This window comes from Micromonospora citrea, from assembly GCF_049629545.1.
Taxonomy (GTDB): Bacteria; Actinomycetota; Actinomycetes; order Mycobacteriales; family Micromonosporaceae; genus Micromonospora; species Micromonospora citrea_A.
This window is the reverse complement of the sequence record NZ_JBNADX010000015.1, coordinates 84,195-96,334: the sequence shown is the minus strand read 5'-3', so window position 1 is coordinate 96,334 and position 12,140 is coordinate 84,195. Positions and strand designations below refer to the sequence as shown.

The 12,140-nt window shown below is 73.5% G+C and carries 10 protein-coding genes; 3 read left to right on the top strand and 7 right to left on the bottom strand.

The window, feature by feature from the left end; translation table 11 throughout:
- The first annotated feature begins 7 nt into the window (after positions 1-7).
- Entirely contained in the window at positions 8-430 is a 423-nt protein-coding gene (locus ACPFP2_RS17680; protein WP_424090268.1) for a globin, read from the top strand.
- Between the two features lie 54 nt (positions 431-484).
- Here ACPFP2_RS17680 and ACPFP2_RS17675 read toward each other — a convergent pair whose 3' ends face one another.
- The 4 genes from ACPFP2_RS17675 to ettA form a co-directional block, all read right to left on the bottom strand.
- Positions 485-1,069 carry a YbjN domain-containing protein gene (locus ACPFP2_RS17675; protein WP_424090267.1) on the bottom strand — a complete coding sequence of 195 codons (585 nt, stop codon included), beginning with the start codon at positions 1,067-1,069 and terminating at the stop codon, positions 485-487.
- 131 nt (positions 1,070-1,200) lie between these two features.
- Positions 1,201-1,890 carry a hypothetical protein gene (locus ACPFP2_RS17670; RefSeq protein WP_424090266.1) on the bottom strand — a complete coding sequence of 230 codons (690 nt, stop codon included), beginning with the start codon at positions 1,888-1,890 and terminating at the stop codon, positions 1,201-1,203.
- Complete coding sequence (locus ACPFP2_RS17665; RefSeq protein WP_424090265.1) at positions 1,887-2,333, bottom strand: acyl-CoA thioesterase; 447 nt, start codon at positions 2,331-2,333, stop codon at positions 1,887-1,889. The genes ACPFP2_RS17670 and ACPFP2_RS17665 overlap by 4 nt, the downstream gene beginning before the upstream one ends.
- A 13-nt stretch (positions 2,334-2,346) precedes the next feature.
- Positions 2,347-4,023: an energy-dependent translational throttle protein EttA gene (gene ettA, locus ACPFP2_RS17660; RefSeq protein ID WP_424090264.1), complete on the bottom strand. Its 1,677-nt coding sequence runs from the start codon at positions 4,021-4,023 to the stop codon at positions 2,347-2,349.
- A gap of 322 nt (positions 4,024-4,345) precedes the next feature.
- On the opposite strand from ettA, the gene ACPFP2_RS17655 reads away from it, so the two are divergent.
- Positions 4,346-5,746, top strand: coding sequence for an alpha,alpha-trehalose-phosphate synthase (UDP-forming) (locus tag ACPFP2_RS17655; RefSeq protein ID WP_424090263.1), 1,401 nt, complete (start codon positions 4,346-4,348; stop codon positions 5,744-5,746).
- A gap of 100 nt (positions 5,747-5,846) precedes the next feature.
- Positions 5,847-8,408, top strand: a complete 2,562-nt coding sequence (gene otsB / locus ACPFP2_RS17650; RefSeq protein WP_424090326.1) for a trehalose-phosphatase — start codon at positions 5,847-5,849, stop codon at positions 8,406-8,408.
- A 238-nt stretch (positions 8,409-8,646) separates the two neighbouring features.
- On the opposite strand, the gene cobA is transcribed toward otsB, so the two are convergent.
- Genes cobA through cobC form a run of 3 tightly spaced genes read right to left on the bottom strand, consistent with a single transcriptional unit; the run spans position 8,647 to position 12,058 of the window.
- On the bottom strand, positions 8,647-9,870 hold the full coding sequence (gene cobA, locus ACPFP2_RS17645) for a uroporphyrinogen-III C-methyltransferase (RefSeq protein ID WP_424090262.1): 1,224 nt from the start codon (positions 9,868-9,870) through the stop codon (positions 8,647-8,649).
- On the bottom strand, positions 9,867-10,937 hold the full coding sequence (gene cobT, locus ACPFP2_RS17640; RefSeq protein ID WP_424090325.1) for a nicotinate-nucleotide--dimethylbenzimidazole phosphoribosyltransferase: 1,071 nt from the start codon (positions 10,935-10,937) through the stop codon (positions 9,867-9,869). The genes cobA and cobT overlap by 4 nt, the downstream gene beginning before the upstream one ends.
- Positions 10,937-12,058 carry an Rv2231c family pyridoxal phosphate-dependent protein CobC gene (gene cobC, locus ACPFP2_RS17635; protein ID WP_424090324.1) on the bottom strand — a complete coding sequence of 374 codons (1,122 nt, stop codon included), beginning with the start codon at positions 12,056-12,058 and terminating at the stop codon, positions 10,937-10,939. The genes cobT and cobC overlap by 1 nt, the downstream gene beginning before the upstream one ends.
- Positions 12,059-12,140 lie beyond the last annotated feature (82 nt).

Below are 12,140 nucleotides of genomic sequence, written 5' to 3'. Positions count from 1 at the left end.
TGGAACGGTGAATCCCGCAGGTGAATCCGACCGTACCGAGCCGTCGATGACCCTCTTCGAAGCGGTCGGCGGCGAGCCCACCTTCCGCAAGCTGGTCGACGAGTTCTACGCCGGCGTCGCCACCGACCCGCTGCTGCGGCCGATGTACCCGGAGGAGGACCTCGGGCCGGCCGCCGACCGCCTGACGCTCTTCCTGATGCAGTACTGGGGCGGCCCGCACACCTACTCCGCCCAGCGCGGGCACCCGCGGCTGCGGATGCGGCACGCGTCGTTCCGGATCGGCGCCGCCGAGCGGGACGCCTGGCTGCACCACATGCGGCGGGCCGTCGACCGGCTGGACCTGCCGCCCGAGATCGCCGGGGCGCTCTGGGACTACCTGGAGCGCGCGGCCTACTTCCTGGTGAACGTCATGGAGGATCCGGCCGGGTAGGCGTCGCCCCGGCGGATCGTCGGCGGGCGGCCCGCACCGGCCCCCGGGGACGGCTCAGAGCAGCGCGCCCTCGTCGTGCAGCCAGTCGACGAAGGTGGTCGCCACGGCCGCGCCGCAGTCGAGCATCTCGACCAGGAGCGCGTCGTGGGTGCCGGCGCCGAGCGGCACCTGGAGTTCGGCGTAGATGGGCAGTTGACCTCGCTCGGTCGGGTCGCCGATGTAGGCCTTGCAGAACCGGCGGGTGTGGTTCCACTCGTTGACCACCCGGTACGCCCGGTCCGCCCAGTCCGGCGGGACGGTCGCGTGTGGACGTGCCCGCATCACCAGGATCTCGTCCTCCGGACCCTCCAGAGTGACCAGCACCGCGTGCCGCTCCCACATGGCCAACAGGTTCCCGTCACCGTCGGCCAGGTAGCGCACGTCGAGCAGGTCGAGGGCGTCACAGACCCGGCGCAGGGTGACCGGGGCCACGGTGACCGGCATGTCGACGGTCACCGACCGGTCGGTGGACTTGCAGTCGTCTCCCGGCTGCCGGGGGGACGGTGGTCCGACCCGGACGGTGCTGTCCACTGTGGTCCCGCTTCGAGTTTCCGGGTCGCCGCCACTGGCGGGACCAGGGCGCCATGACCACCACGGCATCGCTCGCGCACCTCACTCCCCAGCGGATCCGGACGCCTACGGTGCGTTGGATCCGAGGATGGACGGTACCCGGACAGCCGGGCGGAAGCACCCCCCCAACGCCAGCCCCAGCCCAGAAGAATGAGCACGGGTCATACTTTCGGATGATCTCCGACGGGCCGAACGGCAAGATCGGAAACCTTCCGCAACCACGCCGCTCCGTACGGTCCGACCAGCCCGACCCATCGACCGGCCACCCGGACCTGGACCTCGCCGGGCGCGTCCGCCGGCCCGAGGAACCCCATCCGGACCAGAGCCTGCACCAGCCGCTGGCTCACCTCGACCGGCTCCCCCGGCGCGTCGTCCGGGGTCACCGTCACCGCGACGTGGTCGAGCAGCGCGTCGCGCAGCATCCGCTGCCCCACCGCACGCCCGCCGACCCCGTGGGTGGTGGCGCTGCGCAGGGTGCCCGCCGCCGCCTCGGCGATCCGGCGCAGCTCACCGGCGGGCAGCGCCTCCACCCGGCGACTCGCCGCCGGCGGCAGGGGCCAGCGCCACCGCTCGTCCCGGCGGGTCGGCAGCGCGCCGTCGGCGGACTCCAACCGGGCCAGCAGGTCCGCTGCGGCGACCGTCACGTCACCCGGCGCCCGGCCGGCCACCGTACGGGCCACCAGCACGTCCCAGGGCAGCCGGGCCCAGAGGGCGGTACGCCCGGCCCCGTCGACCGGCCGGAGCCGGACCACGACGGCCGGGTCGAACCGGACCAGCCGGGACAGGAAGGCCCCCGCGTCGGCGACGCCGTCCAGCCCGTGCCCCGGCGTCACGGCCGGCGCCCCGCTCACGCCGCACCGCCGGACGGGGCGTACGACAGCAGGAAGGTCCGCTCGTCGTCGGTGATCCGCCGGGGCCGCTTGGCCGCCAGGTCGAACGGCACCAGCACCGACCGGGCGGTGCTGGCGAGCACGTCGCCGTCGTACAGCTCGTAGGCCACGGTGAACCGGGAGGCCCGGATCTCCTCCACCCACAGTTCGATGCGGACGCTCGGGGCCGCCTCCGCGGTGGCCCGGCCCAGCGCGTAGTCCACCGGGCGCAGGTAGTCGACCTCGTGCCGGCGGATGACCACTCCGTCGGAGAACGAGTCGACGCCCCACGCCCGGCCACCGGCGAACATCATCGCGACCCGGGCCTCCTCGTAGAGGGTGAGGAAGCGGGCGTTGTTGACGTGGCCGTACGCGTCCAGGTCGGACCAGCGCAGCGTGCAGTGGTAGATGAACCGGTCAGCCAAGGGTCAGCACCGTTCAGTCACGGGTGAGCTTGCGGTAGGTCACCCGGTGCGGCCGGGCGGCCTCGGCGCCGAGCCGGTCGACCTTGTTCTTCTCGTACGCCTCGAAGTTGCCCTCGAACCAGAACCACTTGGAGGGGTTCTCGTCGTCGCCCTCCCAGGCCAGGATGTGCGTGGCGACCCGGTCCAGGAACATCCGGTCGTGGGAGATGACCACGGCGCAGCCGGGGAACTCCAGCAGCGCGTTCTCCAGGCTGGAGAGCGTCTCCACGTCCAGGTCGTTGGTCGGCTCGTCGAGCAGGATCACGTTGCCGCCGATCTTCAGGGTCAGCGCCAGGTTGAGCCGGTTGCGCTCGCCGCCGGAGAGCACCTTGGTCGGCTTCTGCTGGTCCGGCCCCTTGAAGCCGAAGGCGGCGATGTACGCCCGGGACGGCATCTCGACCTTGCCGACCATGAGGTGGTCCAGCCCGTCGGAGACGACCTCCCAGACGGTCTTGTCCCCGTCGAGGCCCTGCCGGTTCTGGTCGACGTACGACAGCGAGACGGTGGGACCGACCTTGACCTCGCCACCGGTCGGCTGCTCCAGCCCGACGATGGTCTTGAACAGGGTGGTCTTGCCGACGCCGTTCGGGCCGATGATGCCGACGATGCCGTTGCGCGGCAGCGAGAAGGACAGGTCGTCGATCAGCAGACGGTCGCCGAAGCCCTTGCTGAGGTGGTGCGCCTCGATGACCGTGCTGCCCAGGCGCGGGCCCGGCGGGATCTGGATCTCCTCGAAGTCCAGCTTGCGGGTCTTCTCCGCCTCGGCGGCCATCTCGTCGTACCGGTCGAGGCGGGCCTTGGACTTGGTCTGCCGCGCCTTGGCGTTGGAGCGGACCCACTCCAGTTCCTCGGAGAGGCGCTTCTTCATCTTGGCGTCGCGGCGACCCTCGACGGCCAGCCGGGCGGCCTTCTTCTCCAGGTAGGTGGAGTAGTTGCCCTCGTACGGGTAGGCGCGGCCCCGGTCCAGCTCCAGGATCCAGTTGGCCACGTTGTCGAGGAAGTACCGGTCGTGGGTGATGGCGACGACGGTGCCGGCGTACTTGGCCAGGTGCTGCTCCAGCCACTGCACGCTCTCCGCGTCCAGGTGGTTGGTGGGCTCGTCGAGCAGCAGCAGGTCGGGGGCCTCCAGCAGCAGCTTGCACAACGCCACCCGGCGACGCTCACCACCGGAGAGCTGGGTCACGTCGGCGTCCGGCGGCGGGCAGCGCAGCGCGTCCATGGCCAGTTCGAGCTTGGAGTCGATGTCCCAGGCGTCGGCGTGGTCCAGTTCCTCCTGGAGCTTGCCCATCTCCTCCATCAGCTCGTCGGAGTAGTCGGTCGCCATCTGCTCGGCGATGGAGTTGAACCGCTCCAGCTTGGCCTTGGTCTCGGCGACCGCCTCCTCGACGTTGCCGAGGACGGTCTTGGCGTCGTTGAGCGGGGGCTCCTGGGCGAGCATGCCGACGGTGAAGCCGGGCATGAGCCGGGCCTCGCCGTTGCTCGGCCGGTCCCACCCTGCCATGATCTTGAGGAGGCTGGACTTACCGGCGCCGTTCGGACCGACCACACCGATCTTGGCCCCCGGCAGGAAGTTCAGCGTCACGTTGTCGAGCACGACCTTGTCGCCGTGCGCCTTGCGCGCCTTTTCCAGGACGTAGATGAACTGGGCCACGGTGCGGGCTACCTCCGTCGGTTGCGATCGCGAGCTTGCGGGCGCGGACGCGGACGGCGACTTCTTCCGCCCGCCGCCGCCGGCCCGGGGCCGGCCGCGCGCACGCCGTCGTCAATCCTGACAGGTACGCCCCGCTGCGCCCACATCACCCCGCCCGGCGCTGCGCCGCGTGCCGCCGCAGGCAGCGGCTGTCGTCAAGATCACGCTTCGGGTTGAGCGGTCGTGGGACGGGTAGGTGACTCCGGCACGGGGCACCAGACGCCGCAGCTACGCTCAGTACGCTCATCGCGGTGGACCCGTCAGCACCCGGAGGTGGCCGATCGTGACCGTCCGTAGCTCCTTTGTCGTAGTGGCGAACCGACTGCCGGTCGACGAGGTGAGCACACCCGAAGGACGGCAGTGGCGACGCAGCCCGGGCGGGCTGGTCACCGCGCTGCATCCTGTTCTCGCCGAGCACCGGGGCACCTGGGTGGGCTGGGCCGGCGGCACGGGCGCCGCCCCGGAGCCGTTCGACCTGGAGGGCATCCGCCTGCACCCGGTGCCGTTGAGCGCCGAGGAGCTGGAGCGCTACTACGAGGGTCAGTCGAACGCCACCATCTGGCCGCTCTACCACGACGCGGTGGAGACGCCCGCCTACAAGCGCCGCTGGCGCGAGGCGTACCGGCTGGTCAACGCCCGGTTCGCGGAGGCCGCGGCGGAGGTCGCGGCCGAGGGCGCGACGGTCTGGGTGCAGGACTACCAGCTCCAGCTGGTCCCGGCGATGCTCCGCGAGCTGCGCCCCGACCTGAAGATCGGCTTCTTCCTGCACATCCCGTTCCCGCCGATCGAGCTGTTCATGCAGATGCCGTTCCGCACCGAGATCCTGCGCGGCCTGCTCGGGGCCGACCTGGTCGGGTTCCAGCAGCGGCTGGCCGCGCAGAACTTCGTCCGGCTGGCCCGGCACCTGCTCGGCCTGCGCTACGAGGGGCAGATGATCCAGGTGGACGGCCGGCAGGTGAAGGCCGGGGCGTTCCCGATCTCCATCGACACCCGGGAGATGGAGCGGCTGGCCGAGGACGCGGCGATCCAGGCCCGGGCGAAGCAGATCCGCGAGGAGCTCGGCAACCCGAAGACGATCATCCTGGGCGTCGACCGGCTGGACTACACCAAGGGCATCGAGCTACGGCTCAAGGCCTTCCGCGAACTTCTCGCTGACGGAAAGTTGACAGTTCCGGATGCGGTTATGGTGCAGGTCGCCACACCCAGCCGCGAGCGCGTGGAGCACTACCAGGCACTTCGCGTCAAGGTGGAACGCGAGGTTGGTCGGATTAACGGCGAATTCGGACGGGTCGGCGTGCCGGCGGTGCATTATCTGCATCAGTCGTACAGTCGCTCCGAACTGGCCGCGATGTACGTCGCGGCCGACGTGATGATGGTGACCCCGCTGCGAGACGGAATGAATCTGGTGGCCAAGGAGTACGTGGCATCGCGCGCCGACCAGGGCGGCGCGCTCGTGCTCAGTGAGTTCGCCGGCGCCGCCACCGAGCTGCGTCAGGCGTTCCTGTGCAACCCGCACGACCCCGACGCCGTCAAGGACGCTCTCCTGCGCGCGGTACACGTGGAGAAGCCGGAGGCCCGTCGACGCATGCGGATCATGCAACGTCATCTGCGCACCCACGACGTGGGGCACTGGGCGAAATCGTTCCTCACCGAGCTCGGCACGCACGGGGTGGAGGCCCCGTGACCCTGAGGAGTGAGCCGATCCTGCGAGCCCCGCAGTCGCGAACCGAGGTGACTCTGTGAACGCCCCCGCCACCGACATCGTGACCCCGCCCGCGGGGACGATGGACCCCGAGCTGCGCGCGGCCATCGGGCGGATCGCCCGGGTGCCGCAGCTCCTGGTCGCCTGCGACTACGACGGCACGCTCGCGCCGATCGTCGAGGACCCGAGCAAGGCCGTACCGCTGCCGGAGGCGGTCGCCGCGGTCCGCGCGCTCGCCGCGCTGCCGCAGACCACCGTCGCGGTGGTCTCCGGTCGCGCGCTGCGCGACCTGGCGGCGCTGTCCCGGCTGCCCAGCGAGGTCCACCTGGTCGGCAGCCACGGCTCCGAGTTCGACATCGGTTTCGTCGAGCGGCTCTCCCCCGAGCTGGTCGCCGTCCGGACCCGGCTGCGCGACGCGTTGCGGGAGATCGCCGCCGCCCACCCGGGCATACGGCTGGAGCGCAAGCCGGCCAGCGTCGCGATGCACACCCGCGGGGTCGACCCGCAGGTCGCCGCCGCCGCCATAGAGGCGGTCCGCAGCGGCCCCGCCACCTGGGAGGACGTCACGGTCACCCAGGGCAAGGAGGTCATCGAGCTGTCGGTGGTCGCGACCCACAAGGGCACCGCGGTCGACCAGCTGCGGACCCAGCTCTCGGCCAGCGCGGTGCTGTTCATCGGCGACGACGTCACCGACGAGAACGCCTTCGGCAACCTGCACGGCCCGGACGTCGGCATCAAGATCGGCCCCGGGGACACCCAGGCCCACTACCGGGTCCCCGAGCCGATCGACGCCGCCCGGGCACTCGGGCTGCTGCTGGAGACCCGCCGGCACTGGCTCTTCGGCGAGCGGGCCGTCCCGATCGAGCGGCACTCGATGCTCGCCAACGGCCGGACCGTCGCCCTGCTCACCCCCGAGGCCAAGGTCAGCTGGCTCTGCCACCCCAAGCCCGACTCGGCGGCGATCTTCGCCGACCTGGTCGGCGGCAGCCCCGCCGGGCACTTCACCATCGGCCCGGAGCGCGGCGGCATCCCGCTGGGGCAGCGCTACCGCAGCGGCACGATGACCGTGGAGACCCGCTGGTCCGGCCTCACCGTCACCGACTGGCTCGACCTGCCCGCCCGGGAGACCACCCCGGACGGCCCGGCGGTCGTCACCGGCGACTCGACCCTGGTACGGGTGCTCACCGGCTCCGGCAAGGCCCGCGTCGAGTTCGCCCCGCGGCCCGAGTTCGGCCAGGTCGCCACGCAGCTGCAGCCGATGGACGACGGCCTGCTGGTGCTCGGCTCCAACGAGCCGGCCGCGCTCTACGCCCCCGGCGTGGAGTGGGAGATCAGCAACGACGGCGGCTACGAGACCGCCCGCGCCGTGGTCGACCTGCGCGCGGCCGGCGGTCAGGTCGTGCTGGAGCTGCGCTTCGGCACGCACAGCCTGGAGCACCACACCGACTCGATCCACGACCGGCAGGCCGCCGCCGAGCAGCCCTGGAAGGACTGGGTGGCCTCGCTGCGGCTGCCCAGCACCGCCCGGGACCTGGTCGCCCGCAGCGCGCTCACGCTGCGCGGGCTCTGCCACGAGGCGACCGGCTCGATCCTGGCGGCGGCGACCACCTCGCTGCCCGAGGAACTGGGCGGCGTACGGAACTGGGACTACCGGTACTGCTGGCTGCGCGACGCGGCGATGACCGCGCGGGCGCTGGTCGACCTCGGCTCGATCGAGGAGGCCGAGGCGCTGCTGCGCTGGGTGGACGGCTGCATCGAGCGCACCGGCGGGCACCCGGAGCGGCTGCACCCGCTCTACACGGTGGACGGCTACGAGCTGGGTGCCGAGGCGGTCATCGACACCCTGCCCGGGTACGCCGGCTCCCGGCCGGTCCGGGTCGGCAACCTCGCCAACCACCAGCTCCAGCTCGACGTCTTCGGCCCGATCGCCGACCTGATCGCCGCGGTGGCCGACGCGCGCGGCAGCGTGCGCGAGGACGAGTGGCGGGTGCTGGAGAACATGGTCGAGGCGGTGCGCCGCCGCTGGCACGAGCCCGACCACGGCATCTGGGAGGCCCGCCTGCCGCCCCGGCACCACATCTTCTCCAAGGTGATGTGCTGGATGACCGTGGACCGGGCGTTGCACGTGATGCGTCAGCACGGCGGCGAGGACCGACCCGAGTGGGTCGAGCTGCGCGACCGGATCGGCGCGAACGTGCTGGAGAACGGCTGGCACGAGGAGGTCGAGGCGTACAGCGTCGCGTACGGCGACGAGGACATGGACGCCTCCTCGCTCTGGATCGGCCTGTCGGGGCTGCTCCCGGGCGACGACCCGCGCTTCCTCTCCACCGTGCTGCGGATCGAGGCGGACCTGCGCAGCGGCCCGGTCGTCTACCGGTACCACTGGGACGACGGCCTGCCCGGCCGCGAAGGCGGCTTCCACATCTGCACGGCGTGGCTGATCGAGGCGTACCTGCGCACCGGCCGCCGCACCGACGCCGAGGAGCTGTTCGCCCAGATGGTCGACACGGCCGGTCCGACCGGCCTGCTCCCCGAGCAGTACGACCCGCTCGCCGAGCGCGGCCTGGGCAACCACCCGCAGGCGTACAGCCACCTGGGCCTGATCCGCTGCGCCCTGCTCCTGGACAACATGCTCAAGCAGTGACCTGACCGACGACGGCGGCCCCGGACCTCCCGGTCCGGGGCCGCCGTCGCACGTGCGGACCCCGCAGCCGACGGACGCCGGGACGCAGATCACCAGGCCCGAGACGGGCGGACCGACACGCACGGTCGGACCCGGACCACCGACGGGGTTCCGCCGGAGCCCGCTCGCGCAGGGATCAAGCCTGACCGCCCGGAGCGAGCGGGCTCCGGCGGAACCCCCACCGCGACCGAGGAAAACCTCAGGTGTCCAGAGCCCCGACGACGGAGCCGATCACCACGATCGCGGGCGGGCGCAGGCCCGCCGCGACCACGTCCGCCGCCACCGCGCCGAGCGTCGAGCGCAGGCTGCGCTGGGCGCCCGTGGTGCCCTCCTGGATCACCGCGACCGGGGTGGCCGGGTCCTTGCCGTGCCCGGTGAGGGTGTCGGCGATCGCGGCGAGGTTCTTCAACCCCATCAGCACCACCAGGGTGCCGCGCAGGCCCGCGAGGGCCGGCCACTGCACCAGCGAGGCCGGCGAGTCCGGCGCGACGTGCCCGGAGACGACGGTGAACTCGTGCGCCACCGCCCGGTGGGTGACCGGGACGCCGGCCACCGCCGGCACGGCGATCGCGCTGGTCACCCCCGGTACGACGGTCACCGGCACACCCGCCTCGGCGCAGGCCAGCAGTTCCTCGCCGCCCCGGCCGAAGACGTACGGGTCGCCGCCCTTGAGCCGCACCACGAAGTTCCCCGCGAGGGCCCGGTCGACCAGGATCCGGTTGATCTCCTCCTGGGCACGCGACGGCCCGTACGGGATCTTGGAGGCGTCGACCAGCTCCACGTCGGGTCGCAGCTCGTCCAGGAGCAGCCCGGGGACGAGGCGGTCGGCGACCACCACGTCCGCCTCGGTGAGCAGCCGCCAGCCCTTGACGGTGATCAGCTCCGGGTCGCCCGGGCCCGCCCCGACCAGCGCCACCCGACCGGGAGCGGCCCCGGTGGGCGTCTGCGGGGCCACCTCGGCGAGACCGGTGCGGACGTTCAGCAGGTCGCGTACCGCGTCGCGGACGCTCATCGCCCGGCGCGGGTCCCCACCGCCGAGCACCGCGACGGTGACCGGTCCGTGCCGGGTGACCGCCGGGGTCCAGGCGGTGGCGGCGGCGCGGTCGTCGGCGCGTACGCAGAAGATCTTCCGCTCGGCGGCGGCCGCGCTGACCGACGCGGCGGCGAGCGGGTCGTCCACGGCGACCTGCACCAGCCAGGCCCCGTCGAGGTCGTCCGGGACGAACCGGCGCGGCGCCCAGTGCACCCGCCCGGCGTCGACGTGCGCGTGCAGGGCGGGGGTCAGCTCCGGGGCGACGAGGAAGACGTCCGCGCCCCCGTCGAGCAGCGCCGGCACCCGGCGGGTGGCGACCGCTCCCCCGCCCACCACGACCACCCGCCGGCCCGCCAGCCGCAGGCCGAGAGGGTAGGGATTGACCGTCACTTCTCCGAGACCCCCGCCGAGTCGAAGGTGGCGACCTCGTGCAGCACCCGCACCGCGCCGGTGACCACCGGCAGCGCCAGCAGCGCCCCGGTCCCCTCGCCGAGGCGCAGCCCGAGGTCGATCAGCGGATCCAGCCCGAGGTGCCGCAGCGCGACGGTGGCGCCCGGTTCGGCCGAGCGGTGCCCGGCGACCATCGCGCCGACCGCGTCCGGGGCCAGGGCCGCCGCGACGAGCGCGGCGCTCGCCGCGATCACCCCGTCCAACAGCACCGGCACGCGGCGCGCGGCGGCGCCGAGGATCAGGCCGGCCAGCGCCGCGTGCTCCAGGCCGCCGACGGCGGCCAGCACGCCCAGCGGATCGGCCGGGTCGGGCTCGTGGCGGCGCAGCGCGGCCCGCACCACGCCGACCTTGCGCCGGTACGTCTCGTCGTCCACCCCGGTGCCGCGTCCGGTCGCCGCGTCCGGGTCAACCCCGGTGAGGGCGGCGATCAGCGCGGCCGACGGGGTGGTGTTGGCGATGCCCATGTCGCCGGTGAGCAGGATCCCCGCCCCGGCGTCGACCAACTCGCCGGCGATGCGGATGCCGGTCTCGACCGCGGTGCGGGCCTCGTCGCGGGTGAGGGCGGCGGTGACGGTCATGTCCCGGGTGCCGCGACGGACGTTGGCCTCGACCAGCCGGGGGCCGTCGGCGTCGGCGTCGGGGTCTACCGGGAGTGCGGTGGCGACGCCGACGTCGACCACGGTGACCGACGCGCCGGCCTGCCGGGCGAACGCGTTGACCACCGCGCCACCGGCCAGGAAGTTGCCGATCATCTGGGCGGTGACCTCCTGCGGCCAGGGGGTCACTCCCTGGGCGTGCACGCCGTGGTCCCCGGCGAAGATCGCCACCGCGGCCGGCTCGGGCAGCGGCGGCGGACAGGTCCCGGCCAGCCCGGCCAGGCGTACGGAGAGTTCCTCCAGGGCGCCGAGCGACCCGGCGGGTTTGGTCAGCCGCGCCTGGAGGTCCCGGGCGGCGGCCATCGCCGGCTCGTCGGGCGGCCGGATCGCCGCGATGGTGGTCTCCAGCATCATGCCTCCAGGATCTCGGCCAGTACCTCGGTGAACGCGTCGGAGGTCGCCGGGTCGCGCACGGCCACCCGCAGCCAGTCGGGTCCCAGGCCGGGGAAGGTGTCCCCGCGCCGCACCGCCCAGCCGCGCTCGCGCAGCGTCTCGCGCACCCGGTCGGCGCCGGGCAGGTGGATCAGGACGAAGGCGCTGGCCGGACGGCCCGCGACGCGTACCCCGGGCAGGGCCGACAGGCGGGTGACCAGGTGGTCGCGGTCGGCGGCGAGCCGGGCGGCGATCGCGCGCTCGGCCGCGACGGCGGCCGGCGCGGCGATGGCGGTGGCGGCGGCTAGCGCCGGGGTGGAGACCGCCCAGAGCGGCTGTCCGGCCGCGAGCCGCGCCAGCAGCGCGGCCTCGCCGAGCAGGTAGCCGATCCGCAGGCCGGCGAGGCCCCAGGTCTTGGTGAGGCTGCGGACCACGAGCAGGCCGGGCAGGTCACGCCGGCCGGCGAGGGACTCCGGCTCGCCGTCGACGCCCGGCGCGAGGGTGGTGTCGGCGAACGCCTCGTCCACCACCAGCACCCGGCCGGGTCGGGCCAGCGCGGCCAGGTCGGCGGCGGGGTGCAGCACCGAGGTGGGGTTGGTCGGATTGCCGATCATGACCAGGTCGGCGTCGGCGGGCACCCGCGCGGGGTCGAGGCGGAAGCCGTCGGCCGGGTCGAGCAGCACCCGCTCGACGGCGTGCCCGGCGGCCCGCAGCGCGGCCTCCGGCTCGGTGAACTGCGGGTGCACCACCACCGGCCGGCGTACTCCGGCCAGGCCGCGGGCGATCAGCACGAAGCCCTCCGCGGCGCCGGCGGTGAGCAGCACCTCCTCCGGGGGACGGCCGTGCCGGGCCGCGACGGCCGCGCGGGCGGGCCGCGGGTCCGGGTACGCGGTCAGGTCGGCCAGCGAGGCGGTGAGCGGGTCGGCCAGCCAGTCCGGCATCTCGTCGCGCCGGACGTTGACCGCCAGGTCGACCAGGCCGGGGGTCGCCTCGGCGTCCCCGTGGTGGCCGAGATCCGGCTCGTCCCCGGGCGTCCGGTCCGGCTCGGTGGCGGCCGGCCCGGGGGTCGGCTCCCCTCCGGCGGTCGGCTCCGCCCCGATCAGTTGCCCACGCATGTCCGCGATCCTGCCGGGAAGCCGCCGTACGGGACAGCGGATCCCGGCGTGGGCCGCGTCACCACCG

Coding starts and splice junctions, on each gene's coding strand:
- cobT (WP_424090325.1), bottom strand. CDS start 10,937: ATGCTGGAGACCACCATCGCGGCGATCCGGCCGCCCGACGAGCCGGCG.
- otsB (WP_424090326.1), top strand. CDS start 5,847: ATGGACCCCGAGCTGCGCGCGGCCATCGGGCGGATCGCCCGGGTGCCG.
- ACPFP2_RS17675 (WP_424090267.1), bottom strand. CDS start 1,069: ATGCCGTGGTGGTCATGGCGCCCTGGTCCCGCCAGTGGCGGCGACCCG.